At 66.5% G+C, this 24,861-nt stretch carries 20 protein-coding genes; 13 read left to right on the forward strand and 7 right to left on the reverse strand.

Annotated features, from left to right (window positions below):
* The first annotated feature begins 97 nt into the window (after window positions 1–97).
* Both ASB57_RS00460 and ASB57_RS00465 read left to right on the forward strand, forming a co-directional pair.
* Entirely contained in the window at window positions 98–1,123 is a 1,026-nt protein-coding gene (locus tag ASB57_RS00460) for an amino acid ABC transporter substrate-binding protein (RefSeq protein WP_057649602.1), read from the forward strand.
* A gap of 36 nt (window positions 1,124–1,159) precedes the next feature.
* On the forward strand, window positions 1,160–3,130 hold the full coding sequence (locus ASB57_RS00465; protein WP_231755311.1) for an ABC transporter permease subunit: 1,971 nt from the start codon (window positions 1,160–1,162) through the stop codon (window positions 3,128–3,130).
* Between the two features lie 19 nt (window positions 3,131–3,149).
* Here ASB57_RS00465 and ASB57_RS00470 read toward each other — a convergent pair whose 3' ends face one another.
* The 4 genes from ASB57_RS00470 to ASB57_RS00485 are packed head-to-tail and all read right to left on the reverse strand — an operon-like array spanning window position 3,150 to window position 8,366.
* Complete coding sequence (locus ASB57_RS00470) at window positions 3,150–4,481, reverse strand: LLM class flavin-dependent oxidoreductase (protein ID WP_057649606.1); 1,332 nt, start codon at window positions 4,479–4,481, stop codon at window positions 3,150–3,152.
* On the reverse strand, window positions 4,478–5,677 hold the full coding sequence (locus ASB57_RS00475) for an acyl-CoA dehydrogenase family protein (protein ID WP_057649608.1): 1,200 nt from the start codon (window positions 5,675–5,677) through the stop codon (window positions 4,478–4,480). Before ASB57_RS00475 ends, ASB57_RS00470 begins: the two co-directional genes overlap by 4 nt.
* A gap of 18 nt (window positions 5,678–5,695) precedes the next feature.
* Window positions 5,696–6,910: an acyl-CoA dehydrogenase family protein gene (locus tag ASB57_RS00480; protein WP_057649610.1), complete on the reverse strand. Its 1,215-nt coding sequence runs from the start codon at window positions 6,908–6,910 to the stop codon at window positions 5,696–5,698.
* A gap of 16 nt (window positions 6,911–6,926) precedes the next feature.
* Entirely contained in the window at window positions 6,927–8,366 is a 1,440-nt protein-coding gene (locus tag ASB57_RS00485; RefSeq protein WP_057649612.1) for an FAD/NAD(P)-binding protein, read from the reverse strand.
* Window positions 8,367–8,706: 340 nt separating this feature from the next.
* On the opposite strand from ASB57_RS00485, the gene ASB57_RS00490 reads away from it, so the two are divergent.
* The 8 genes from ASB57_RS00490 (at window position 8,707) to ASB57_RS00525 (ending at window position 17,983) form a co-directional block, all read left to right on the forward strand.
* Window positions 8,707–10,284, forward strand: a complete 1,578-nt coding sequence (locus ASB57_RS00490; RefSeq protein WP_082621276.1) for an ABC transporter substrate-binding protein — start codon at window positions 8,707–8,709, stop codon at window positions 10,282–10,284.
* The gene (locus ASB57_RS00495; protein WP_057649616.1) at window positions 10,281–11,231 is read left to right on the forward strand and encodes an ABC transporter permease; all 951 of its coding nucleotides are present in this window, start codon (window positions 10,281–10,283) and stop codon (window positions 11,229–11,231) included. Before ASB57_RS00490 ends, ASB57_RS00495 begins: the two co-directional genes overlap by 4 nt.
* 10 nt (window positions 11,232–11,241) lie before the next feature.
* Entirely contained in the window at window positions 11,242–12,183 is a 942-nt protein-coding gene (locus ASB57_RS00500) for an ABC transporter permease (protein WP_057649618.1), read from the forward strand.
* On the forward strand, window positions 12,180–13,838 hold the full coding sequence (locus tag ASB57_RS00505; protein WP_057649620.1) for an ABC transporter ATP-binding protein: 1,659 nt from the start codon (window positions 12,180–12,182) through the stop codon (window positions 13,836–13,838). Before ASB57_RS00500 ends, ASB57_RS00505 begins: the two co-directional genes overlap by 4 nt.
* A gap of 100 nt (window positions 13,839–13,938) precedes the next feature.
* Complete coding sequence (locus ASB57_RS00510) at window positions 13,939–15,261, forward strand: LLM class flavin-dependent oxidoreductase (RefSeq protein ID WP_057649622.1); 1,323 nt, start codon at window positions 13,939–13,941, stop codon at window positions 15,259–15,261.
* 120 nt (window positions 15,262–15,381) lie between these two features.
* Window positions 15,382–16,206 (forward strand): MetQ/NlpA family ABC transporter substrate-binding protein, encoded by an 825-nt coding sequence (locus ASB57_RS00515; protein ID WP_057649625.1) that lies wholly within the window; start codon window positions 15,382–15,384, stop codon window positions 16,204–16,206.
* A gap of 3 nt (window positions 16,207–16,209) precedes the next feature.
* Window positions 16,210–17,346 carry a methionine ABC transporter ATP-binding protein gene (locus ASB57_RS00520; RefSeq protein ID WP_057649627.1) on the forward strand — a complete coding sequence of 379 codons (1,137 nt, stop codon included), beginning with the start codon at window positions 16,210–16,212 and terminating at the stop codon, window positions 17,344–17,346.
* Entirely contained in the window at window positions 17,327–17,983 is a 657-nt protein-coding gene (locus tag ASB57_RS00525) for a methionine ABC transporter permease (RefSeq protein WP_057649629.1), read from the forward strand. Before ASB57_RS00520 ends, ASB57_RS00525 begins: the two co-directional genes overlap by 20 nt.
* A gap of 83 nt (window positions 17,984–18,066) precedes the next feature.
* Here ASB57_RS00525 and ASB57_RS00530 read toward each other — a convergent pair whose 3' ends face one another.
* The 3 genes from ASB57_RS00530 to ASB57_RS00540 form a co-directional block, all read right to left on the reverse strand.
* Entirely contained in the window at window positions 18,067–19,458 is a 1,392-nt protein-coding gene (locus tag ASB57_RS00530) for a gluconate:H+ symporter (RefSeq protein ID WP_057649630.1), read from the reverse strand.
* A complete protein-coding gene (locus tag ASB57_RS00535) occupies window positions 19,455–20,003 on the reverse strand; it encodes a gluconokinase (protein WP_057649632.1) in 549 nt (182 codons plus the stop codon). Before ASB57_RS00535 ends, ASB57_RS00530 begins: the two co-directional genes overlap by 4 nt.
* Window positions 20,004–20,136: 133 nt before the next feature.
* Window positions 20,137–20,850: a GntR family transcriptional regulator gene (locus tag ASB57_RS00540; RefSeq protein WP_057649634.1), complete on the reverse strand. Its 714-nt coding sequence runs from the start codon at window positions 20,848–20,850 to the stop codon at window positions 20,137–20,139.
* Window positions 20,851–21,042: 192 nt separating this feature from the next.
* Between ASB57_RS00540 and ASB57_RS00545 the strand changes: the two genes are divergently transcribed.
* The 3 genes from ASB57_RS00545 to ASB57_RS00555 all read left to right on the forward strand — a co-directional run bounded on the left by ASB57_RS00545 (window position 21,043) and on the right by ASB57_RS00555 (window position 24,835).
* A complete protein-coding gene (locus tag ASB57_RS00545; RefSeq protein WP_057649636.1) occupies window positions 21,043–22,473 on the forward strand; it encodes an aldehyde dehydrogenase in 1,431 nt (476 codons plus the stop codon).
* 131 nt (window positions 22,474–22,604) lie between these two features.
* Window positions 22,605–23,915, forward strand: a complete 1,311-nt coding sequence (locus ASB57_RS00550) for an MFS transporter (protein WP_057649638.1) — start codon at window positions 22,605–22,607, stop codon at window positions 23,913–23,915.
* Between the two features lie 20 nt (window positions 23,916–23,935).
* Window positions 23,936–24,835, forward strand: a complete 900-nt coding sequence (locus ASB57_RS00555) for an NAD(P)-dependent oxidoreductase (RefSeq protein ID WP_057649640.1) — start codon at window positions 23,936–23,938, stop codon at window positions 24,833–24,835.
* Window positions 24,836–24,861 lie beyond the last annotated feature (26 nt).

The following is a 24,861-nucleotide window of genomic DNA, read 5'->3' on the forward strand; positions in this document are numbered from 1 at the left end:
TCGTTGTTACCTTCTCTTTCATAGCCAAAAATTCGGTTCTCGCGGATTGATATAAGAAGGACCAAAAATGGCTGTGGCAAAAATACGGCGCAAGCGGATGATCCGATTCCTGCTGGCAGGCGTCGTCGCGCTGGTCGCGCAACTGACCCTCACGCAGGCCGCTTCGGCTGAAACCACGGTGGAGCGCATCACCAAGCGTGGCGAGCTGGTATGCGGCGTCAGCCAGGGCTCGGCGGGCTTGTCCATCGCCGACAGCCAGGGCCGCTGGACCGGCCTGGACGCCGACCTGTGCCGCGCCCTCGCGGCGGCCGTGCTGGGCGACGCCAAGAAGGTGCGCTACGTGCCGCTCAGCTCGCAGCAGCGCTTCCCCGCCTTGCAGTCGGGCGAGATCGACGTCCTCAACCGCAACACGACCATCACGTCTGGCCGCGATTCGGGGCTGGGCATCGTTTCTGCCGGCATCGTCTTCTACGACGGCCAAGGCTTCCTGGTGCCGCGCAAACTCAACGTGAAGAGCGCCAAGGAACTCGATGGCGCCCAGGTCTGCGTGCAGCCAGGCACCGTCAACGAGCAGAACCTGGTCGACTACTTCAAGAAGAACAAGCTGAACTACCGCCCCGTGGTCATCGAGAACCTGGTCGAGCTGGAGCAGGCTTTCTACGCCGGTCGTTGCGACGTCTATCTGTCCGATGCGTCCACCCTGGCGGCCAGCCGCGCCGCGCGCGCCGGCAAGCCCGACGACTTCGTCATCCTGCCCGAGCGCATCAACAAATCGCCGCTGGGTCCTTTCGTGCGCCAGGATGATCCGCAGTGGATCGCCATCGTGCGCTGGACCATCAACGGCCTGGTGTCGGCCGAGGAGTTGGGTGTCACCTCGCGCAACGTCGACGAGCAGGACAAGAGCCAGGACGCGCAAGTGCGCCGCCTGCTGGGCCTGGATCCCGGCGTGGGCAAAAGCTTCGGCCTGCGCGAAACCTGGTTGCGGGATGTCATCCGCGCCGTCGGCAACTACAGCGAAATCTGGGACCGCAACCTGGGCCCGGCCACGCCGCTCAAGCTGGAGCGCGGCCTGAATGCACTGTGGACGCAAGGCGGCCTGCTGTACTCCCCGCCGTTCCAATAAACTATGCGGCGTGTTTTCGGTGCCGCGAGCGGCGGAGTGATCCTGACCGCGCTCGCGGCGTTATTACTGAACTATTTGCAGCATGCGCAAGCCGCCCGCGGCGTACGGGGCGGCTTCGGTTTCCTCGAACAGGCCGCGGGCTTCCGTATTGCCGAAGGGTTGTTCGTGGTGGCGCCCGAGCAGTCCTACTCGATGGCGATCGTCGCCGGCCTGGTCAACACCCTGACTGTGGCGGCGTTGGCGCAGCCCTGCGCGACTGTGCTGGGCGCGCTGCTGGGCTTGCTGCGCCTGTCGCGTCATCCGCTGCTGGCGCGCGTCAGCGCGCTGCTCACCGAACCCCTGCGCAACACGCCCGTGTTGTTGCAGCTGTTCGTCTGGTACGGCCTGCTGTTGAACCTGCCCGACGTGCGGCAGGCATGGACGCCTTTACCCCATGTGTTCCTGTCCAACCGGGGACTGGCGCTGCCGGCCCTGCATGCGGTCTGGCCTCTGTCGCTGGACCTGCCGCAAAGGCAGGGCTTCGGCATCCACGGCGGCTGGCAGATCAGCATCGAGTTCGCCGCGTTGACCTTGGGCCTGGCGGTGTTCCATGCCGCGTATGTGGCTGACATCGTGCGCGGCGCCGTGAGGGCAGTGCCCTTGGGACTGGTCGAGGCAGGCCAGGCGCTGGCCTTGACACCTGTGCGCCTGTGGCAGCGGGTCATCCTGCCCAATGCCGCGCGCGCGGGGCTGCCGCCTTACGCCAATCAATGCCTGGCGGTCATCAAGAACAGCACCTTGGCCGTGGCCATCGGTTTCCAGGACCTGATGGCGGTCATCAACACCGCGATCACGCAGACCGGCCTGGCGCTCGAAGGCATGACCCTGGCCACCGGCATCTATCTGGCGCTCGCCATGTTGCTGGGCACCGGCCTCGCGGCCTGGAACCACCGACTGAGCCGACAGGACGCCGGCAGCTTGCAAGGTCCGCGTTGGGGCGCGCGACAGCCAGTTCCCCGCCTGACCGCCAACGCCCTGTGGGGCACACCCGCACGCCTGCTGGTGACGGTGCTGGCGCTGGCACCGCTGGCGTGGCTGGCGTGGCTTTCGTCCGCCTGGGCACTGGTCGATGCTGTCTGGCGCGAGCCCGCGGCATGCGCGGCCGATGGGGCAGGCGCCTGCTGGGCGGCGGTGCGGGCGAACTTCCCTTTGCTGGTCTACGGCACCATGCCGCCGGAGGATCGTCCCGCCGCCACCGTCGCCATTTTTGCGCTGGCCGTGGGCGTGTGGGGCGGGGCCTTGGCCAGCCGCTGGCCGGGTCGAGTGCGCGTCTGCACCGTCGGGCTGGCCGTCGTCGTCACGCTGTCGGCGCTGGCCGGCTGGCCCTGGGGCCACGCGGTGCCTGTGTTGCGCTGGAATGGCTTGCTGGCCACCACGCTGCTGGCCATCGCCGCGCTGCTATTCGCCCTGCCGTTGGCCATGTTCCTGGCACTGGCCCGGCGTGCGCGGCGGGCCATCCTGTCCTGGCCCGCGACGTTCCTGATCGAAGCCGCGCGCGGCGTTCCCATGCCGGCGCAATTGCTCTTCGCATCTTTTGTGCTGCCTTTGTTGTTCGATGGCGGCATCGCCAAGTTCTGGATGGCGCTCGCGGCCCTGACCCTGCATACCGCCTGCCTGCTGGCCGAAGTGTTGCGCGGCGCCTTGCAGGCGGTTCCGGCTGGTCAGGTGAATGCCGCGCGCGCCCTGGGCATGAGCACGCCGGCAGCGTGGTGGCATGTCATCTGGCCTCAGGCGCGGCGCATCGCCACGCCAGCGGCGCTGGGCGTTTTCGTCGGCGCGGTCAAGGACACGTCCCTGGTGGGCATCATCGGCGTGTTCGATCTGCTGGGCGCCGCCAAGACGGTCATCGCCGATACGGTCTGGCGGCCGTATTACGTGGAGCTTTACGCCGCGGTGGCTTTGTTTTATTTCGTCGTCTGCGTGCTGCTGTCGCGCGCCGCGCGCCGGGCGGAAGCGGGCGCGGCCTGATTGGCTGCGCTACATGCCCTCATTCCCGCCGCTCCGGCCGCTTCAACCCCAGATGATCCCGCAGCGTAGTCCCCCGATACTCCGTCCGGAACACCCCGCGCCGTTGCAGGATGGGCACCACGCCATCCACGAAGGCCTGCAGTCCATCCGGTAGCACGTCCGGCATCAGGTTGAAGCCATCCGCAGCGCCTTCGCGGAACCAGTGTTCGATATCGTCGGCGATCTGCTCGGGTGTTCCGACGATGACGCGGTGGCCGCCGCCGCCGGCCAGCTCTTTCACCAGCTGCCGCGCGGTATACCCCGTGCGGCGGCCCGCCGCCAAGGTGGCGTGGAAGAAGGTGTGATTGCCCCGTCCACCGTTCGGCAAAGGCAGATCCTGCGGCAAAGGCTTGTCCGGATCGATCTGCGAGGCCGGGATTCCCAGCGTTCCCGCCAGGCGGTTCAGGCTGTACTCCCAGGGAATCAGCTCGACCAGCTCGTCCTGCCGCCGCCGCGCCTCGGCTTCCGTGGCGCCGATGATGGTGGTCAGGCCCGGCAAGACCTTGATCGACCGCGGGCCGCGGCCATGTCTTTCGGCCCGCTCGTGCAGGTCGCGTCGATACCCACGCGCTTCCTCCAGCGATATGGAAGCCGAAAACACGGCCTCCGCATGCCGTGCCGCCAGCTCCCGACCGTCACCCGAGGCGCCCGCCTGCACCAGCACGGGGTGCCCCTGCGGCGGCCGCGGCAGGTTCAAAGGCCCCTGGACCTTGAAATGCTTGCCCGCATGCGCAATGGGACGGATCCGCGCCGTATCGGCGAAGAGGCCGCTGGCCTTGTCGCCAAGAAAAGCGTCGTCGCCCCAGCTGTCCCACAGGTCCTTCACCACCTGGGTGAACTCCTCGCCGCGTTCATAGCGTTCGGCGTGCTCAGGCACGTCGTCGCGATTGAAGTTGCGGGCCGACGCCAGATCCGCCGTGGTGACGATATTCCACCCCGCCCGTCCCCGGCTGACGTGGTCCAGCGTAGCGAAGCGGCGCGCGATGTTGTAGGGCTCGTTATAGCTGGTCGACGCCGTGCCGATCAGGCCGATGCGGGAGGTGCTGGCCGCCAGCACGGCCAACAGCACGGTAGGCTCCAGCGCGGTGATCGAACGGTACTTGATCTGGTCGGCAATGGCCGCGTTGTCGGCAAGAAACACCGCGTCCAGCTTGGCGGCCTCGGCCACCCTGGCGATATGCACGTAATGATCGATATCGGCGAAGGCGTAGGGATCAGCCCCCGGGACGCGCCACGCCGAAGGCAGGAAACCCGAATGCAGGATGTTGACGTTGAGGATCAGCTCGTGTGCCGCTGGGTCGGCGGCGGTCATTGGAAGCTTCCCGGCGTGGGATAGCCCAGGCCCAGCAACCAGCGCCCGACATTGCGCGTCTTGTACTCGGCCGGATTGTGCAGGGTATGGACGCGCACATTGCGCCAGTAACGGTCGAAGCCCAGCTTGCGCGTGGCCGACCGCGCGCCCATGACCTCGAACATCTCGCGCGTCACCCGCAAGGCGACCGTGCCCGCCAACGCGTTGGCGGCGGCCACGGCCACGGCGGCCTCGCCGCGCTCGTCCGCCGTCAGCGCCTCCCCCCGCGACCACGCACGATCCAGCGCCAGCGCGGCGCGATCGGCCAATAAGGTGGCCGCGCGCGTCTGCGTCCACAGCTCGCCGTATTGACGCTGTATCCAGGGATCGTCCTGATGCTTTTCCAAACCCGAATGGAGCCACGGCCTGGAGTGCGTAAGCGTGTAGTCGCGCGCGGTCAGCAAGGCCCCCTGCGCGCTGCCGACGAAGACATTCAACAGCACGCTCTGCTGCACCAGCGGTCCGAGCGTGCGAAAAGGCGCCGCGCGGCTGACGGTGGGTTGGAACGGCGCCGGCCCGCCGAGGATTTCATCGGCATGCACGCGCACACCATGGTAGCTGACGCGTCCGCTGCCGGTCTGGGTCTGGCCCAGGCCGTCCCAATCGTGCTCGATGACGACGCCGGCGCGGTCGGCCGGAATGGCGGCGAAGCGACGCACGGTCCCGTCCTCGTTTTCCCAGGCGATGGCCAGGCGATCGGCGATATGCGATCCGGAGGTAAACGGCCGGAAGCCGTCCAGGATGAAGTCGTCGCCATCGGGGCGGCCGAACAGGCTCTTTGAAAAGCTGTTGGCCGTATTGCCCCAGAACCAGTTGTTGCGCGCCGATTCGCGCCAGTAGTACTGCGCCCGTTCCGGGTCGCCGCGCAGGCCCAGGCCAAGCACCGCGCTGAAGTGATAACCGAACAGATGGCCCAAGGCGCCGTCCGCCTTGGCGAACTCACGGCCGATGCGCAGGGCGGTGGACCAGGGTTGGCCATCGCCACCCACGTCTTCGGGCAAGAGCAGTTTCAGCAGGCCGCTTTCCTTGAGCAGGGCCAGTTGGGCGAGCGGCTGGCCACCCGCCTTGTCGTTGGCCGCGGCGTCCACGGCGAACTGTTCGCGCAGGCGCACGGCCTTGGCGTACCAGGGGTTGGAAGTGTCGAGATCGAATGCCATGGTGGTCCGTCGTCCTGATCAGCGGTAGGCGCCCAGGGGCGCATAGGGATGGCGCAGGAGCCAGGCGCCGATGGTCCGTTTCTTGTACTCGGCGGGGTTGTGCAAGGTGTGGGTGCGCACGTTGCGCCAGAAACGGTCGTAGCCGCGGGCCCGCGTGGCGGAGCGCGCGCCCATCAACTCGAATATTTTCTCGGTCACGTCCAACGCGTTTTCGCCGGCGTAGACATTGGCCGCCGCCAGGTCGATGGACACGCGGCCGCGCGTTTCCGCATCCAGCCCGCGACCCAGCGCGCATGCGCGGTCCAGGTGCGCCGCGGCGTCGTCGGCCAGTTCGATGGCGGCCAGGGTTCTGATGGCCAGGTCCCCATAGGCACGCTGGATCCAGGGATCGTCGACGTGCCGCTCTACGCCGGAATGAATCCAGGGGCGCGATTGCGTGACGGTGTACTCACGCGCTTCGTCCAAGGCGCCCACGGCGCTGCCGATGAACACATTGGCGAGCACCGACTGTTGCAGCAGCGAGACCACCGATTCGAACGGCGACAAAGGTGAACCGGCATCCCCCAGCACCTCGTCATCGCGGACCCGCACGCCATGGAAGCTGACCGTGCCGCTGCCGGTCTGGGTCTGGCCGATGCCATCCCAATCGTCTTCGATGACGACGCCGGCGCGGTCCGCGGGGATCAGCGCCGACCAGCGCGCGCCGGTCGAGTCCTGCCAGGCGATATGGATCACGTCGGCGACATGGCTGCCAGACGAGAAAGGCCGGAAGCCGTCGACGATCCAGCCGCCGGGTACGCGCTCGGCCGCGCTGGTCTTGGACATGGCATTGCCGGAATTGCTCCATAGCCATTGCTCGGTGGCGGCTTGGCTGAACCAGCGCTGTTGCTGCTCGTCCGTGCCCCTGGCGAGCACCGTGTGCAAGGGTAGGTGCTGGTAGCCGTAGAGATGGGCCAGCGAGCCGTCGCTGCGCGCCAGCTCACGCACGACGCGCAGGATGGACACCCAGGATGCGCCTTCACCGCCGTACTGCGGCGCGATGGCGGCCGCGTTGAGCTTCTGCTGCTTGAGCAGGGCGATCTGCGCGACCGGCCGTCCACCGGCCTTGTCGCGTTGTACGGCGTCGGCCTGCAGCAAGGGACGCAAGGCGACGGCGCGCACCAGCAAGGCATCGCCGCTGTCGGGCGGGAAGGGGTCGAAATACGTCGAGAGTGTCGAGGAATCCGGTGGCATGAGGTGCTTCGCAAATTTACGCGGCCACGGCCAGCGCGGGCTGCAGGGACAGGGCCAGGGCTTGCGCGGTGGCCGTGGCCCCCGCGACCTGCTCACCGATGGCGTTGGACTCCCAGTTCACGCCGCGCAGGGGATGGCCGACGGCATACAGTCCGGTCGTATCCAGGGTGTCGGACAGCACGGCGCCGGTCTGGCCGACCGCGTCGATGCCGAAGCCGGTGCTGTGCGGTTGCACATAGGCGCGCGCCACCAGTTGGCGCAGCAAGGGGTCGTCTATGCGCTTCCAGTCGAAATCGAAGCCGCGCGAATTGAAGACCCGGTCGACTTCAAAGGTCTGCGGCTGGGCTGCACGGCGCGGCTGCCAGGTAACGGCGATGCGGCCGCTGGCGGCGCGGGAAATACGGCGCACGCGGCCCGTGAGCTTGCTGTAGCGTTCGGCCTGGAGCAAGGCTTCCAGCCAGGTTGCCGACTCCGGCGCGGCCTTGTGCAGGCTGATTTCCCAATAGGCGCGCAGATGGCGGATGAAGCGCTTGCGCTCCGCGTCGCTGGCCTGGTTCCACAGGGCCGGCACATGCGGGCGCACGGCGCCGGTCAGGCGTTGCCAGTCTTCGCCGGCTGCGCGGATGGCGTCATGCGCGCCAAGCACCTGGCGCAGCAGCTGGCGCAGGCTGGACGGCAGCGCCTGGCCATCCAGGAAAGGCGGCCAGGGCGTGACGTCGTGGCGGCGCGCCACCAGCAAGCCGCGCCGGGAGATGCCGTGGAAGTGACCGCGGAAGCCTTGCGCTTGCGCACTGAGCATGGCGTCGAGCGCGGACAGGCCGTTGCCGATGATCACGGCATCCTGGTCCTTGGATAAATCGGTGGGCGCGGCTGCCCAGATGTCGTCGAACACGCGGCCTTCGTCGATCAGCTGGGGATCGATTTCCACGTCGCCGCGTCCCAAGGTCGCGCTGAACAAGCCGGTGGCCAGCACCACGCGATCCGCCTGCAAGCCAAGGCCGCTGGTCAGGCGTACGGTCCAGCGTCCATCCACGGCACGTTCAAGGTCGATGGCGCGGTCGACGACGTGGCGAAACTCGATGGCTTGCGGCGATTGCGCCAGCGCATTCTCCAGTTCCGCCTGCACGTAATCGCCATAAACATGGCGCGGCGGGAACGCATCGGTCCATGCGACGCCGGCGGGTGGTTGCCAGCCATCGCGGGTCGCCTGCTCACGCAACCAGTTGGCCAGATGCTCCGGCTGATCGGAGTACAGAGTGAAGTTCTTCGCGGGCCCGTTGACAAGGTGCGTGGGCAGGCGCGTGCTGTAGGCAATGCCACGGCCGATTTCATTGCGGCTTTCGATGACGCTGACGCGCAAGGGCACCGGCGTGGCACGGGCCAGCTTGATCGCGGTGACCGTGCCTGCGAATCCGCCACCGATGATGACGACGTGCTGTGCTTGGGACGTGGACATGAGGCCTCTCGTTGGATGAACTTGCGATGACGCCACGGAACGAAGGCGTCGAGGCAATCGATGGTAAGACAGCCGCGCGGCAGCGCCCTATACGCATTTCTTTTTATCTAATGCGTGGGACGCATGTAGCGCGTCGCCTGTCTTGGAGAGCGACAGGTAATCCATCCCGTTCGAAATAAACAAAGCCGCAATAGATATTGGACGCGTCATGTGTCGCTCCTTACCTTGGCGAGTTCCATTGAATATTGACGCTTTGCGAGGCAGGATCGGTATGGGTGTGCAGCAGGATGTGAGGCAGGGTCTACAAAGGGGTTTACAGCGTCGGTCGCTTTTGAAACTGATGGCCGCGGGGACGTTGGGGCCCCTGGCGTTGGCGGCCTGCTCGAAGAGCGATGACAAGCCGGCTGCCGGCGCCGCGAACGCGGGCGGCGCTGCGGCCACGCCTTCCGGGACCACCGCGTCAGCGTCAACGTCGGCGGGCGCGCCGCGCACGTTGACCATCGCGCAGGGCAATGACATTCTGTCGCTGGACCCGGCCAACCATGGCAACAACAGTACCGAAGCATCGCTGGTCAACATCTACGAATACCTCATCGACAAGGATTTCAGCGGTGAGTCCCTGGTGTTCAAGCCGCGCCTGGCGCAGTCGTGGTCGCAGGACGATCCGCTGACCTGGACCTTCCGCCTGCGCCGCGACGTGACCTGGCATGACGGCCAGCCTTTCACCGCGCGCGATGTGCAGTTCACGGTGGAGCGCACCCAGCAGAATAAGAAACTGATCAACAACGCCAAGTTCCGCACCATCGCCAAGGTCGAAGTCGTGGACGACTACACCGTGCGTATCCATACGGACGCGCCCGATCCCCTGTTGCTGCACAGCTTCGTCGGCAATGGCGCCGGCATTCTCCCGCGCCATGCCCTGACGGCGGCCGCCGGCGAAGAGGCATTCTTCCGCAAGCCAATCGGCACGGGACCTTACCGCTACGACCAGTGGATCAAGGCCGACCGCCTGATCCTGCAGGCCTATCCAAAATGGTGGGGCGGCAAGCCCAAGTGGGACACGGTGGTGGTGCGCGCCATCCCTGAAACCACCACCCGCGTTTCCGAGTTCATCACCGGTGGCGTCGACATCGCCGTCAACGTGCCGCCGGAAGACATCGCCCGTATCAAGGCCAATGCCGGGACCCGTATCGTCGCTTTCGACATCGCGCGCAATCTTGCCCTGCATGTGCGTACGGGTGAAGGCTATGCGACGCACGATCCGCGTGTGCGCGAAGCCATCGACCTGGCCATCGACCGCAATGCCTTGGCCAAGCAGGTGGTCGAAGGGTATGCCGTGCCGACGCGAGGTTTCTATCCATCGCGCATTCCGGGTTACGACCCGGCGCTGAGCAAGGACCTGCGCTACGACCCCGAACGCGCACGCGCGCTGCTGCGGGAAGCAGGCCATACGGAACCCGTACCGATCAAGCTGAGTTCGCCCAGCGGCCGCTACGTCAAGGACAGGGAGATATCCGAGGCGGTGGCGGGCTATCTGCAGGACGCCGGTTTCCAGGTCAAGCTGGAAGTGCTGGACTGGACGGTCTACAACAACCGCATGGTCGGCGACAACTTCGGCGAGCTTTATCTGTGGGGCATGGGTTCCTATACGGACGGTTCGACTTTGTTCCGCGACGAGTGGAAGCGGCATTACGCCTGGCGTGACGAGGAATTCGAGAAGCTGCGGGTCGACGTCGGGCGGGCGCCCGACGAAGCGCACCGCATTGCCATCATCCAGCGAGGGCAGGAGATCATTGCAGGACAAAGGGTGCGGATCGGTCTCGTCTATCCGCAGGCCATCTATGGCATCGGGCAGCGCGTCCAGTTCGCCGGCCGTTTCGATGAAATGATTCCGGCCGAGGACGCGGTTCCGGTATGAAGCTCTGGGTGAGCCGCAATGCGCGCTCCGGCGCCAGGCGCTATGCCTTGCGGGCGCTGACGCAGTTCGTGCCGGTCCTGTACCTGGTTTCCCTGATCGTCTACATCCTGGTCTACCTGACCGGCGATCCCTCCGCGCTGCTGATCCCCGAGGACGCCACCGAGGCGGATCGGCTGGCGCTGGTGGCCGCCTGGGGGCTGGACCAGCCGTGGTACGTCCAGTACCTGCGCTACATGGGCAATATCCTGACCGGCGACTTCGGGGTGTCCTACCGCTATGGCACATCGGCCCTGCCCGTGGTGCTGGAGCGCATACCGGCGACCCTGCAGTTGACGGCGGGCGCGCTGGTGGTGGCGGTGGTCATCGCCATCCCTGCAGGGGTGCTCGCGGCCACGCGGCGCAATTCGACCGTCGACCTGCTGGCGTCCGGCGGCGCGGTGCTGGGCAAGGCCATGCCGAATTTCTGGGTGGGCATCATGTTGATCCTGGTGTTCGGCGTGTGGCTGCGCGTGCTGCCCGTGTCGGGCAGTGGCGGCTTGAGTCACCTGGTGCTGCCGGCCCTGACCCTGGGGCTGGGCTTCGCGGCCGACCTGACCAAGCTGGTGCGGGCCGGCATGCTGGAAGCGCTGGGACAGGACTATGTGCGCACGGCCCTAGCCAAGGGCATCCCCTGGCGGGTGGTGGTGTTGCGGCACGCCTTGCGCAATGCCTGGATACCGGTCCTGACCATGGGATCCATGCACGTGATCGCCTTGCTCGGCGGCGCGTTGGTGACCGAGACGGTGTTCTCCTGGCCCGGGCTGGGCCAGCTCATCGTGCAGGCCGTCTACACCAAGGACATGGCGGTAATACAGATCGCCGTGTTCGTCGTCACGCTGATGACCCTCTCCATCAACCTGCTCACCGATCTTCTGTATCGCTGGCTGGATCCGAGAATACGTCTATGAGTTCGAAGTCATGAATGCGGAAGCAAGCGCCGCGCTGGGGCCGGATGCCGGTGCCCGCGCGCCTACTGATGATCCTTCCTCTGCCGGGCAAGCCGGCGTGTCCGCGCGCGGACGCGCGTGGCGCCTGCGCGTTGGCAATGCCCCAGCCTGCGTGGCGGCGATGGTGCTGCTGCTGATCGTGCTGGCCGCCGCGGGCGCCGCGTACCTGCCTTTGCCGGACCCCTTGCGCCTGGACCTGGCGCACAAGTTCCGGCCGCCGGCGTGGGTGGCGGGCGGATCGCTGCGCAACCTGCTGGGTACCGACGCGCAGGGCCGCGATGTGCTGGCCCGTATCGTGTTCGGGGCGCGCACGTCGCTGATCGTCGGCTTGGCGGCGGTCCTGCTGTCGAGCGCGCTTGGCCTGGTGCTGGGCCTGCTGGCCGGCTGGGCGCGCGGTGTGGTCGACACCGTGATCATGCGGGTCACCGATGCGATGTTGGCGATACCGACCATGCTCTTCATGCTGGTGGTGGCGATGGTGGCAGACAGCGGCATGGGGCCCCTGATCCTGGTGATCGCGCTGACGCATTGGGTGCATTACGCACGCCTGGTCCGTGCGGAGACGTTGCGCGTGCGGGAGCTGGAATTTGTCGGCGCGGCGCGTATCGCCGGCCTGGGCCCGGTGCGTATCGTCTGGCGCCATGTCCTGCCGAATATCCTGGCGTCCTTCGTGGTGGTCGCGGCCTTGAACGTCGGCGCCATTATCCTGGCGGAATCCTCCCTGAGCTTCCTGGGCTTCGGCGTGCAGCCGCCCCAGATATCCTGGGGCCAGATGTTGAGCGAGGGGCGGCAGTCCCTGGCCACCAGCTGGTGGGTCGCCACGTTTCCAGGTCTGGCGATCACGCTCACGGTGCTGAGCGTGATCGTGCTGGGCGACTGGCTGCGGGATTATCTTGATCCGAGGCTGTCATGACGGAGCGCAATGCCCCCATCCTGAAATACCGCAAGGCGTCTATATTGCTGGAGCAGGCTGGCGCGACCAGAACGCTGGTGCAGGACCTGGACCTGGAAGTACGCGAACGCGAGATCGTGGCGCTGGTGGGCGAGTCCGGTAGCGGCAAGACATTGACCGCGCTTAGCGTGCTTGGTTTGCTGGCGCCCAATCTGCGGTTGCGGGCGGAAACGGCGGAATTGCGCGGGCGCGATCTGACGCGCTGCACGCCGCGCGACTGGCGGGCGTTGCGGGGCACGGATGCCGCGATGGTGTTCCAGGAGCCCTTGTCGGCGCTGAATCCGGTGCTGACCATAGGCGAGCAGATCGTCGAGATCCTCAAGTACAAGACCGACGTGCCACGCAAGGCGCGGCGCGAGGTGGCGGCGCAACTGCTGCGCGATGTCGACATCGCGCGCGTGCCGCATATCCTGGACGAATATCCCCATCAGCTGTCCGGCGGCATGCGCCAGCGCGTGATGCTGGCCATGGCGATGGCCGCGCGGCCGGCGCTGCTCATCGCCGACGAGCCGACGACCGCCCTGGACAATACCGTGCAAAGACAGGTGCTGGCGTTGATCGCGCGCACCGCCGAGCGTGCCGGCATAGGCGTGCTGTTCGTGACGCACGACCTGTCAGTGGTGGCGCAGCTGGCGGACCGCGTGGCGGTGATGCAGCGGGGGCGCCTGGTGGAGACCGGTTCGGTGGAGACGGTGTTCGAAGCGCCGTCGCATCCCTACACGCGCCGCCTCATGGCCCTCGCGCCGCGCCGCCCGGAAGCGCCGGTGCCGGTGCAGGCGCCGACACCCGTCGTGGCGGCGTCTGAACCCACAGTGCCCCTGCTGCGCCTGGAAAACATCGTCAAGCGCTATGCGGCGCGGGGCGAGTCCTTCGCGGCGGTGGACGATGTCACGCTGGAACTGCATGCGGGACGCACGTTGGGCCTGGTAGGCGAGTCCGGCAGCGGCAAGTCCACCCTGGCCCGTATCGTCGCGGGCTTGCTGCGGCCGGATGCCGGCCGCGTGCGCGTCGACGGCATTGACGTAACGGCCGCCGGGCAGGAGACGCCAGGGCAGGGCGGCAAGGTGCAGATGGTCTTCCAGGATCCGCAGGCGTCCCTCAATCCGCGGATGCGGGTCGGCGCCATCGTCGCGGAGCCGATGCTGGCGCGCGGCCTGGTCACGCGCGCCCAGGCGCCCGACGAGGTGGCGCGCCTGCTGGAAGCCGTGGGCCTGCCCCTGGATGTGGCGCGGCGCTGGCCGCATGAATTGTCGGGCGGCCAACGCCAGCGAATCGGCATCGCCCGCGCGCTGGGCGCCCGTCCGCGCCTGCTGGTCTGCGACGAGCCGGTCTCGGCCCTGGACGCCTCGGTGCAGGCGCAGATCCTGGACTTGCTCAAGCGCTTGCAGCCCGAGTACGGTCTGGCCTATCTTTTCATAGCCCATGGATTGGACAGTGTGTACGCCTTGAGCGACGAGGTGGCCGTGATGAGCCGCGGCCAGGTGGTCGAACATGGCACGCGCGACCAGGTTTTCCATGCGCCGCGCCATGACTACACGCGCACGTTGCTGGACGCCATGCTGGATGCGGATCCCCGCGCCAGTCTCTTCAGGCAGCGACCTCGTCAGGCCGCGTAGCCGGGGAAAGGGGGACGATATCGCGGCGCGCGTTACTACTCAGGGTCAGCAGTTCCCCTGTTGCGCTGCTTCCCCCCAATAACGAACGAGACAAACAGCCATGAGCCACCAGCAAGCACAGATTCATCTAGGGTATTTCCATCTGCCGCTGGGGCGGCATCCCGCCGCATGGCGGCGCGACGAGGCCCGTGGCCATCCCGAAGACCTGGCCTGGGTGGTCGAGGTCGCGCGCAAGGCGGAAGCCGGCCTGTTCGACCTGTTCTTCCTGGCCGACAACCTGGTCGGCCCCACCGCCGAAGGCAACGGCAGGGGCGGCGGATTCGAGCCGTTGACCCTGCTGGGCGCGCTGGCGGCCAGCACGTCTTCCATCGGTCTGGCCGCCACGGTGTCGACGTCGTTCAGCGAACCGTTCAACGTCGCGCGCATGCTGGCGTCGCTGGACCATATGAGTGGCGGACGCATAGCCTGGAACGTGGTGACCTCCCAAAACGATCGAGCGGCGCAGAATTTCGGCCAGCAAGCCCTGCCGGAACATGACGATCGCTATGTGCGCGCGTCGGAGTTCGTCGACGTGGTGAAAGGCTTGTGGGACACCTGGGACGACGACGCCCTGCGCCTGGACAAGGCCAGCGGCGTCTATGTCGACCTGGCCGGCGTGCGCGAGCTGAATCATCGTGGGCCGCACTACGCCGTGCGCGGGCCGCTGAACGTGTCGCGGCCGCCGCAGGGACAACCCGTCACCATCCAGGCCGGTGCGTCGGAAGCGGGCATTGCCCTGGCCGGGCGCGTCGCCGAGGTCGCGTTCACCGCCCAGGACACCATCGAGGATGGTCTGGCCTATCGCGAGCAACTGGAACTGGCGGCAGTGGGTCGGGCCGCGGGCAGCGGGGCCCGCCCCCTGATCATGCCCGGCATCATGCCCATCATCGGTCGAACGCCCGACGAGGCCCGCCAGAAGTTCGCCGCCTTGCAGGCGCAAACGGACGTGGCGGCCGGCATACGGCAGTTGTCCGGCCGCTGGGGCTACGATCTGTCCAGCTACGATCTGGACGGTCCGGTGCCGGAACCGGGGCCCAAGGTCCACGGCATCAGCCGGGTGCGCATGCTGTTGAACAAGGCCCGCGCGGAAAACTACACCCTGCGCGACCTGGCGACCCTGGCCATTGCGTCGTACGGCCACCGCATCATCGTGGGGTCGCCGGGGGAAGTGGCCGACGACCTGGAACGCTGGTTCCGCGCGGGTGCCGCCGATGGTTTCAATCTGATCCCGGCGGGCATGCCGGACGGCCTGTTCGATTTCGTCGATCTGGTGGTGCCGGAGCTGCAGCGCCGCGGCTTGTATCGCACCGGCTACGACAGCAAGACCTTGCGTGGCCATCTTGGTCTGCCGAAGCCGGCGCCAGTCCCGGCACAAGGGGCTTAGGGCGCCATGGACCCGCAAGACCGGACCTGGCCAGGCATAAGAACCTAACCAGGAATTCGTTCCGATCGTGGCGGTCCAGGCCATAACCTGCGAGGTTCCCCCTTTGAAGGAATTCTCGTCATGTCCCTCCGTTCCCGTCTGGCGCGCTTGTTGCTTCCCTTCGCCGCGGCGTCCCTTGCGCTGGCCGTGCCATTGGCTCAGGCCGCCGATGCCAATAAGCCGCTGAAGGTCGGCGTGCGTGGCGGGGTCGACGAAGAAATCTGGGAAGTGGTCACCAAGGTCGCCAAGCAGAACGGCCTGGACGTGAAGGTCATCGTGGTCAGCGGGCAGGCCAGTCCGAATGAGGCCTTGAACAACGGCGACCTGGACGCCAATTCCTTCCAGCACATTCCCTTCCTGCGCGACCAGATCAAGCAGCGTGGCTACAAACTGGCCATAGCCGGCAATACGCTGATCTCGCCCATCGCGTTCTACTCCAAGAAATACAAGTCGCTGGAGAGCCTGCCGGCAGGCGCGCGCGTGGGCATTCCCAACGATCCCAGCAACCAGACCCGCGCGCTGGTGATCCTGCGCGACCACGGCCTGATCACCCTGCGGGACGGCTTCGATCCCTTTACGGGCACCGCCTCGCTGGCGGACGTGACGTCCATACCGAGCAAGATCAAGCTGGTGGAAAGCACCTCGCTGATCCTGGCGAAATCGCTGGAAGACGTCGACACGGCGGCCATCGTCAACACCTTCGCCTATCAAGCCGGCCTGATCGCGACACGTGACGGCATCGCGGTGGAGAAGAAAGAAAACAATCCCTACGTCAACGTCATCGCGGTGCGTGAACAGGACAAGAACGCGCCCTGGGTGCCCAAGCTGGTGGCGGCGTATCAATCCGAGGAAGTACGCCAGTTCATCCTGAAGAAATACCAGGGTTCCGTCCTGCCGGTCTTCTGATCCATGGCCAGGCATCGTTTCGACATGGTCCAGGAAAACAGCGGGGCGGTCGCGCAACGCACGCCGCACATCATCTTCGAAGGCCTGGCCAAGACGTACGCGGCACGCGAACGCCGCGTCGCGGCCTTGCAGGACGTTTCGTTCAGCATCGAGCGCGGCGAGATCTTCGGCATCATCGGCCGTAGCGGCGCGGGCAAGTCCACGCTGCTGCGCGCCATCAATATGCTGGAGCGGCCCACCGGTGGCACCGTTCGTGTCGGCGGCGTGGACGTCGGCGGCCTGGATGAAGACGGCCTGGTGGCGCTGCGCCGCCGCATCGGCATGATCTTCCAGCACTTCAACCTGCTGTCGGCCAAGACGGTGGCGGACAACGTGGGACTGCCGCTGCGCGTCGCCGGCCTGGGCCGCGCCACGATCGCGCGGCGGGTGGCGCATCTGCTGGACCTGGTTGGCCTTGGTGAGCAGGCGCAGGCGTATCCGGCTCAGCTGTCCGGCGGGCAGAAGCAGCGCGTCGGCATAGCCCGCGCCCTGGTCCACGAGCCCGACATCCTGCTCTGCGACGAGCCCACGTCGGCGCTCGATCCGGAAACCACGCATTCGATACTGGGCCTGCTGCGCGACATCAATCGCCAGCTGGGCCTGACGGTGGTGCTGATCACGCACGACATGGCGGTCATCCGCGAAACCTGCCACCGGGTGCTGGTGCTGGACCAGGGCCGCGTGGTGGAGCACGGCGATGTATGGCGGGTGTTCGGCACGCCGCACGCGGACGCGACGCGCGCGCTCCTGCGGCCGCTACGCCAGGGCCTGCCGCCCGACATCGCGGCCCGGTTGGTGCCGGAGCGGGGGGCCGGGCGGGCCGACGTCATCCTGGCCTTGCGCTACACGGGCAGCGGTTCGACCGGGCTCGGCAGTCCGGCCGCCTTCGGGCAGGGTGCCACGACGACGCCGGGCGTGCCGCTGCGGACGCTGGCGGTGCTGGGACCGCGGGCGCGCCTGCTGCAAGGCGGCGTGGAGCGCATCACTGGGCACGCGCAAGGCGAGTTGCTGGTGGCCTTGCCGGCCGAGGATTATGACGAGGCGGCCCTGGCCGCCGCGGACCACGTGGAGGTGATCGGGTATGTCCCTGTCCATGCTTGATCGTTATCTGCAGGCTTTCCTGGAAACCTTGCTCATGGTGGGAGCCTGCGCGGTGATCTCGGTGAGCTTGGGCCTGTTGCTGGCGCTGGTGCTGACGGTGACCGCGCCGGGCGGGCTGTACCCGAGGCCAGTGTTGCATAAGGCGCTGTCGGTGGTGGTGAACATCTTCCGCGCCGTGCCTTTCATCATCCTGCTGGTGGCCTTGCTGCCGGTGACGCGTTATATCGTCGGCACGACGCTGGGGACGTGGGCGGCGGTCGTGCCCTTGTCCTTCAGCCTGACGCCTTATTTCGCGCGGATCGCGCAGGTCAGCTTGAATGAGGTGGACGCGGGCTTGATCGAGGCCGCCCGTGCGATGGGCTGCCGGCGCCGTCATATCGTGCGCCATGTGCTGCTGCCGGAAGCCTTGCCGGGCATCATCGGCGGCATCACGGTCAGCCTGATCGGCATGATCAACGCGTCCGCCATGGCCGGCGCGGTGGGCGCTGGAGGGTTGGGCGACATGGCGATACGCTACGGCTACGAGCGTTACGAGACCAGCGTGATGTTCAACGTGATCATCGTCTTGATCGTGCTGGTGACGCTGGTCCAGATAGGCGGCGAATGGCTCGCACGCCGCGCGAACCACAGAAAGTAGGCGCCCGCGCCGGATGCCTCTCGGCAATGTAAAGAAAAGGGGAACCCCAAGGGTTCCCCTTCTTCATCAAGTGTCACTTGGTACTAAATGAACTGCCAAAGCGCGTACGTCAGGATCAACCCCATCACCGACAGAATCGTCTCCATGAAGGACCAGGACTTGATCGTCTGCCCTATGGTCAGCCCGAAGTATTCCTTCACCAGCCAGAACCCCGCATCGTTGACGTGCGAGAAGAACACCGACCCCGCCCCGATGGCCAGCACCACCAGCGACAGGTGCGTCTGCGGCATCCCCACGGCAAGCTTCTCGATGATCCCGGCCGCCGTCACCGTCGCCACGGTAGCGGAACCCGTCGCCAGGCGGATCAGCACCGCCACGATCCACGCCAGCACCAGCACCGACATCCCGGTGGCCAGGGCGATCTTGGCGATGGCCTGGCCGGCGCCGCCGTCCACCAGCGATTGCTTGAAGCCGCCCCCGGCGCCCACGATCAACATGACGCCGACCACCGGCATCAGGCTGTTGCCGATCTTCTTCGCCAATACCGGCACCGTGAAGCCGACCGACGTACCGAAGGTGATCATGGCCAGCAGCACCGCGAACAGCAGAGCAAAGACCGGATCCCCGACGAAGTCGAAGAAATGGCGCATGGGCGACGCCTTGTCCAGCCAGATGTCCGACGCCGCCTTGGCCAGCATCAGGATGATGGGCGACAGCAGGGTCAGCAAGGTGGCGCCGAAGGACGGCTTGCGCGTCGCCTTGGGATCATCCGCTTCGGCGGCTTCGATGGCCTTGTCCGACGCGGTGACCGCATAGGCCGCCCCCGCCGCGCCGACCGGCACCATGCGGGCGGCGAGTCTGCCGAACAGCGGGCCGCCCACGATCACGGTGGGGATGGCGATGAGCAGGCCCAGCCCCAAGGTGATGCCGACGTCGGCCTTGAGGATGGCGATGGCCGCCAGCGGTCCGGGATGCGGAGGAATGAAACCGTGCAGCACGGACAGGCCCGCGAGCGCGGGGATGCCCAGGCGCATGGCGGGGCCCTTGGACTTGTGCACGGCCAGCATGACCACGGGGATCAGCAGCACCAGGCCGATCTCGAAGAACATGGGGATGCCGATGATGCTGGCCACCAGCGCCATTTTCCAGGGCAGGGTGGCGGGTCGTCCGCGCAGCATTCGGTCGACCACGATATCGGCCCCGCCTGAGTCGGCCAGCAGTTTGCCCAGCATGGCCCCCAGCGCGATCAGCACGCCAACGTAGCCGAGCACGCCGCCGACGCCGTTTTCATAGGAGGTGGTGACCTTCTCCAGCGGAATGCCGGAGCCGACGCCCACGAACAGGGCGCCGATGGTCAGAGCCAGGAAGGCGTGGAGTTTCAACCAGACGATGAGCAGAACGAGCAGGGCAATACCGGCCGCGGCGACAAGCAGTACTTGTATGTCGTGCGGATTCAGCTCGGTGGACGGGTTCATGGGGTCTCCTTTTTTCCCGTGTTGGCGTGCAATCCTAGCGTCTTGATGATGTCGTTGGCGATGGCCGAGGGCGAGCCGCCGATTTCGATGCGGACGGCGGGTTCGTCGGCGCCGGGCTCTTCCAGCGTGGCGAACTGGCTGTCGAGCAGGCTGGGCGGCATGAAGTGGCCGTGGCGCGTGGCCAGGCGTTCGGCGATCAGCTCATGCGAACCGTGCAGGTAGACGAACTTCACACCATGGCCGCGGCGGTTGATGATGTCGCGGTAGGCGTGTTTCAGTGCCGAGCAGGTGATGATGCCGTTGGAGCCGGCATCGAGGCATTCCTCGACCCAGGTGGCGACCGTTTCAAGCCAGGGCTTGCGGTCGGCGTCAGTGAGCGGGTGGCCGGAGCGCATCTTCTCTACATTGGAGGCCGGGTGCAGCCCATCGCCCTCCTCGAAGGGCCAGTCCAGGCGCCCTGACAAAATAGCCGCGACGGTTGTCTTGCCGCAACCGGCGACGCCCATGAGCACCAGCACCTCCGGCTGTGCGCGGGGATGTTCCATGCTTACCCTCCAAATTTCCAGATCTTGTATGCCCTGATTGGGCTGTGCGGATTGCAGGACGGCCGTTATGCGCCCGTCCTGTCAGCTTGCCGTCAGCCGCGCGAGCGGCCTGACAAGAGTGTATCCCTATCCCCTATGGGGCCGGCGTTATCCGGGCGCTGGCATCGAGGAATTTGCCGACGTAGATGTCGCGCGCGCGTTCCATGTGGCGCTGCGCCAGCTCATCCAGGCGGGGGCGGTCGCCCGTGCGCAAGGCGTCGACCATGTCGGCGTGCTCGCGGCAGGCCTGTTCCAGGGCGCCGGCGTCGGCGACCCCGTAGGCGCGGGCGGGAAAGCTGAGCCAGTCATGCAGGCGGATCGATTCGGCCAGGTAGGGGTTGTCGCACAGGCCGTAGAGTTCGCGGTGAAATGCCATGTTGCTGCGGTGGATGGCGATGAGGTCGCCCGACGCCGCCGCATCGGCATGGACCTGCATGGCCTGCGTCAAGGCTTGCAGGCGCTCGCCCTCCAGGGGCATGGGCATCATCGCGACGGCGGCTCGATGCAGCACGTTACGCATGCGATAGAGGTCGGCCAGTTCGCGCAGATCGAAGCGGCGCAGCTGCGCGCCCAGGTGCGGCGGCTTGACCACCACGCCCAGCCGCTGCAACTCCACCAGCGCGGCGCGCACGACGTGACGCTTCGCCGCGTAGTCTTCCATCAGGTGGTCTTCGATAAGACGGGTGCGCGGCAGGATGCGGCCGCGAATGATGTCGGTCTCGATGGCCTCGATCACGGTGCGGACCTGGTCGGGGAGATCTGTCTCGTAGGGCGCGCGCTGCGTGGCCGCGCTGGATTTTTGTGACATGGCGGGCTTGCGACATGACCGGCTTGCGAAGGGGCGCAGTGTAGCACCGGCCGCCTTGCCGATCCGTCCGCGCGAGGCCTGTCAACCCCGGCGTTATTAATAATCTCATTGGAAAAAATGGCGACAACGTGCTCGTTGCCAGGGCCGGAAGCGGGCCGCAGACTGGCGGCACTCAAAGACCAGGATGGAGCCATGTCGCAATCTTCCGAATACATCATCAGTACCAACCCGGCCAACGGCGAGGAAGTCGGCCGCGTTCGCGTGACCTCCGCCGCCGAACTGGATGCCGTCGTCGAGCGCGCCTGGCACGCCTTCCATCAATCCGGCTGGAAGGCGCTGCTGCCGCATCGCCGCGCCCTGGTGCTGAACAAGATCGCCGACGGCCTGGCCGCCGAAAAGGAGTCGCTGGCTCAACTGCAGATGCGCGATAACGGCAAGCCCCTGGGTGAATGCCGCGGCATGGTCGAGTCGGCGATCGGCACTTTCCGCTACTACGCGGCGGTGTGCGAGACGCTGGAAACCGACGTGACCCCCAGTCGCGGCGACTACCTGTCGTTCACGGTGCTGGAGCCCTACGGCGTGGTGGCTGCCATCACGCCGTGGAATTCGCCCATCATGAATGACGCCACCAAGGTCGCGCCGGCCTTGGCCGCCGGCAATGCGGTGCTGCTCAAGCCGTCCGAAGACTCGCCGCTGCTGGGACCGGAACTGGCGCGCATCGCCCTGGCTGCCGGCCTGCCCGAGAACCTGCTGCAAGTGGTGCAAGGCCGCGGCGCGGAAATCGGCGCGGCCCTGGTGGCTCACCCTGGTGTGCGCATGATCTCCTTTACTGGCGGCACCGTGTCCGGCAGCGCCATCGGCCGCGTCGCGGGCGAACGCCTGGTGCCGGCCGCGCTGGAGTTGGGCGGCAAGTCCCCCCACGTCGTGTTCGCCGATGCCGACATGGATCACGCAGTGGCCGCGGTGGTCGCCGGCATCTTCGGCTCGGCCGGCCAGTCCTGCGTCGCGGGTTCGCGGCTGTTCGTGCAGGCCGAGCGCTATGACGAAGTGGTCGAGCGCGTGGTGGCCCGGGCCAAGAGCCTGCGCGTGGCACTGCCCGATGCCGACGGTGTGGAAATGGGACCGCTGGCGTCCTTCCACCATCGCGAGCGTGTGATCCGTTTCGTCGAACGCGCGCGCCAGGAAGGTGGCCGCATACTGTGCGGCGGCGGCATCCCGCAAGGCCCCGGCTACGACAAGGGGGCGTTCTTCGAACCCACCGTGATCGACGGCCTGGGCCCGCAGGCCGTGTCCTGCCAGGAAGAGGCCTTCGGCCCCGTGCTGGTGGCGCTGCCGTTCAAGGACGAGGCGGATCTGATCGCCCAGGCCAACGGCACGGCGTTCGGCCTGGCTTGCGGTATCTGGACCGAAAGCTTCAAGCGCGCATGGCGTATCGGCCGCGCGCTTGAGGCAGGTTCGGTCTGGATCAACACGTACAAGCAGTCGGTGACCAGCACGCCGTTCGGCGGTTTCAAGAACAGCGGCATCGGCCGCGAGAAGGGCATCGACGGGCTGCGCCTGTATGCCCAGGTCAAGAGCATGTACTTCGGGCTGCATGAACAGCCTTTGGCGGTCGCCAAGTAGGACGGAGCGCGCCGCTTCTCGGTGCAGCGCAGTGCAGTGCAGAAAAACATGTCCCTTGCGGGACCGGGGCCGGCCGCTTATGCCGGCCCCGTACAAGACATAACGATCCTCAAAGGAGAAGGTCAGGAATCATGAGTGCCACCCCACACACCCTCACCGGCATGGCCGAGGACAGTACCGTCCTGAAATCCGCGGTACGCAAATTCTATGTACGCATGATGCCGCTGGTGGTCCTCATGCTGCTGGTCAATCAAGTCGACCGCACCAATCTGGGCTTCATCCAGGACGCCTTGAAGGCCGATCTGGGTCTGGGCGCGGCCGCTTTCGGCCTGGGCGCCGGCCTGTTCTTCGTTGGGTATGCCCTGTTCGAAGTGCCCAGCAACATGCTGCTGCAACGCTATGGCGCGCGCATCTGGCTGACCCGCATCATGGTCACCTGGGGTCTGGTGACCTTGCTGATGGCGTTCACCCAGGGCGAGTACAGTTTCTACTTCCTGCGCTTCATGCTGGGCCTGATGGAAGCCGGCTTCTTTCCCGGCGTGATCTTTTACCTGACCAGGTGGCTGCCCGATGCCCATCGTGGCCGCGCCGTGGCCATCTTTCTTAGCGCGTCGGCGCTGGCCTATATCGTCACCGGTCCCATCAGCGGTGCGCTGTTGACCATGCACGGCATGGCCGGCATCGCGGGCTGGCGCTGGATGTTCCTGATCGAAGGCGGCGGTTCGATGCTGATGGGCCTGGTCAGCATCCGCTACCTGGTGTCGAACATCGCGGACGCCAAGTGGCTGACGCCCCAGGAAAAGCACGAGTTGCAGGCGGCGGTCGAACGCGACGTGGCCAACCGCCAGACCGAGCAAGGCAAGAAGCCGCAATGGCGTCTGCTGTTGCAGCGTCCGGTGCTGACCCTGTGCGCCATCTACTTCGTGTCGGTGATGACGGGCTATACGGTGACGTTCTGGCTGCCGGGCATTCTGCGGCAGATCAAGGACATCAATGACTTCCAGGTGGGACTGCTGTCGTCGATTCCGTGGATAGGCGCGGTGATCGCCATGTACGTGCTGGCCAAGTTCACTGACGACAAGGGGCATCGCAAGGTGCTGGTGGGCGCTGCCTTGTTGCTGCAGGCGGTGGGCATGGCGCTCGCCACCACGGGCAGCCCGTGGTTCGCGCTGTTCGCCTTGACCCTGGCGGCGATCGGCTACAAGTCCTGCAATTCGGTGTTCTGGTCCATGACCGCGATGTCGCTGGAACCGAAGATCCTGGCGGCGGGCATTGCCTTGATCAACTCCATCGGCAATCTGGGTGGTTTCGTCGCGCCCACGGCGGTCGGGGCCATCAAGCAGCACACGGGTTCGCTGCAGGCCGGCCTGCTTGGCCTGACCGCCTGCTCCCTGGTCGGCATCGTCCTGGTGATGTCGTTGCGCCTGCGCAAGGGCGTCTGATTTTTTCGAAGAGGTGGAACATGAAGGACAAGCAAAGCGTCGCCGTCTACGGCCTGGGCAATATGGGCTATCTGGTCGCCCAACGCATCGCCACGCGCTTTCCGGTGAAGGTGGCGGATCTGAACACGGCGCAGGTCGAGCGGGCCCAAGCCGAGTTCGGCGCCACGGCGCTGCGCCAGCCGCAGGACGCGGCCGACGTCGACATCGTGGTGTTGTCGCTGCCCAGCCCGGCCATATCGCAAGCCATCCTGCGTGAGTTGGGACCCGTGCTGCGCAAGGGCAGCATCGTGGTGGAGACCAGCACTGTCAATCCGGACGACATGCATGCCAGCGCCAAGTTGCTGGCGCCTTACGGCATCGGGATCATCGACGCATCGGTGATGGCTGGCGTGGCACAGATGGCGGCGGGCAAGGCCATGCTGCTGATGGGCGGCGACCCCGCGCATATCGCGGCCTGCCAGGAAGTGCTGGACGCGATCGCGCCCAAGCAGATCTATTTCGGCGCGACGGGCACGGGCGCCGCGGCCAAGGTGATCAACAACGCCGTGGCGCATGCGGTGATGGTGGTGGTGGCGGAAGCGGGCGCGATGGCGACCGCCACCGGCGTCAGCTGCGAGAAGCTGATCGGCCTGCTGGCGGACCCGCAGATGGGGTTGCACCGCCCGTTGACGCATCGTTATGCCGAGCGCATCGTCAACGGCGACTACAGTGGCGGCATGCCGCTGGACGCGGCGCGCAAGGACTCGGTGCTGGCGCTGCAACTGGCCCAGACGGCGGGCGTGCCCCTGTTCGCCATCCAGGGTTCGCACAGCGTCTACGAAATGGCGGCCGTGGCCGGCTACGGCCGCGACGACTACGCGGCCATCGCGAAGTTGTGGGCCGATTGGGGCAAGCCCACCGTGCCGGCGGCCAAGGGCTGAAGCGGCACTAGCCGTCCGCCTGTCGA

Origin of the sequence: Bordetella sp. N (assembly GCF_001433395.1) — a bacterium.
GTDB lineage: Bacteria > Pseudomonadota > Gammaproteobacteria > Burkholderiales > Burkholderiaceae_B > Bordetella_C.

Coding starts and splice junctions, on each gene's coding strand:
- ASB57_RS00530 (WP_057649630.1), bottom strand. CDS start 19,458: ATGAACCCGTCCACCGAGCTGAATCCGCACGACATACAAGTACTGCTT.
- ASB57_RS00510 (WP_057649622.1), top strand. CDS start 13,939: ATGAGCCACCAGCAAGCACAGATTCATCTAGGGTATTTCCATCTGCCG.
- ASB57_RS00505 (WP_057649620.1), top strand. CDS start 12,180: ATGACGGAGCGCAATGCCCCCATCCTGAAATACCGCAAGGCGTCTATA.
- ASB57_RS00490 (WP_082621276.1), top strand. CDS start 8,707: ATGGCCGCGGGGACGTTGGGGCCCCTGGCGTTGGCGGCCTGCTCGAAG.
- ASB57_RS00485 (WP_057649612.1), bottom strand. CDS start 8,366: ATGTCCACGTCCCAAGCACAGCACGTCGTCATCATCGGTGGCGGATTC.
- ASB57_RS00550 (WP_057649638.1), top strand. CDS start 22,605: ATGAGTGCCACCCCACACACCCTCACCGGCATGGCCGAGGACAGTACC.
- ASB57_RS00500 (WP_057649618.1), top strand. CDS start 11,242: ATGAATGCGGAAGCAAGCGCCGCGCTGGGGCCGGATGCCGGTGCCCGC.
- ASB57_RS00470 (WP_057649606.1), bottom strand. CDS start 4,481: ATGACCGCCGCCGACCCAGCGGCACACGAGCTGATCCTCAACGTCAAC.
- ASB57_RS00520 (WP_057649627.1), top strand. CDS start 16,210: ATGGCCAGGCATCGTTTCGACATGGTCCAGGAAAACAGCGGGGCGGTC.
- ASB57_RS00460 (WP_057649602.1), top strand. CDS start 98: ATGATCCGATTCCTGCTGGCAGGCGTCGTCGCGCTGGTCGCGCAACTG.
- ASB57_RS00475 (WP_057649608.1), bottom strand. CDS start 5,677: ATGGCATTCGATCTCGACACTTCCAACCCCTGGTACGCCAAGGCCGTG.
- ASB57_RS00480 (WP_057649610.1), bottom strand. CDS start 6,910: ATGCCACCGGATTCCTCGACACTCTCGACGTATTTCGACCCCTTCCCG.
- ASB57_RS00535 (WP_057649632.1), bottom strand. CDS start 20,003: ATGGAACATCCCCGCGCACAGCCGGAGGTGCTGGTGCTCATGGGCGTC.
- ASB57_RS00515 (WP_057649625.1), top strand. CDS start 15,382: ATGTCCCTCCGTTCCCGTCTGGCGCGCTTGTTGCTTCCCTTCGCCGCG.
- ASB57_RS00525 (WP_057649629.1), top strand. CDS start 17,327: ATGTCCCTGTCCATGCTTGATCGTTATCTGCAGGCTTTCCTGGAAACC.
- ASB57_RS00540 (WP_057649634.1), bottom strand. CDS start 20,850: ATGTCACAAAAATCCAGCGCGGCCACGCAGCGCGCGCCCTACGAGACA.
- ASB57_RS00495 (WP_057649616.1), top strand. CDS start 10,281: ATGAAGCTCTGGGTGAGCCGCAATGCGCGCTCCGGCGCCAGGCGCTAT.
- ASB57_RS00555 (WP_057649640.1), top strand. CDS start 23,936: ATGAAGGACAAGCAAAGCGTCGCCGTCTACGGCCTGGGCAATATGGGC.
- ASB57_RS00545 (WP_057649636.1), top strand. CDS start 21,043: ATGTCGCAATCTTCCGAATACATCATCAGTACCAACCCGGCCAACGGC.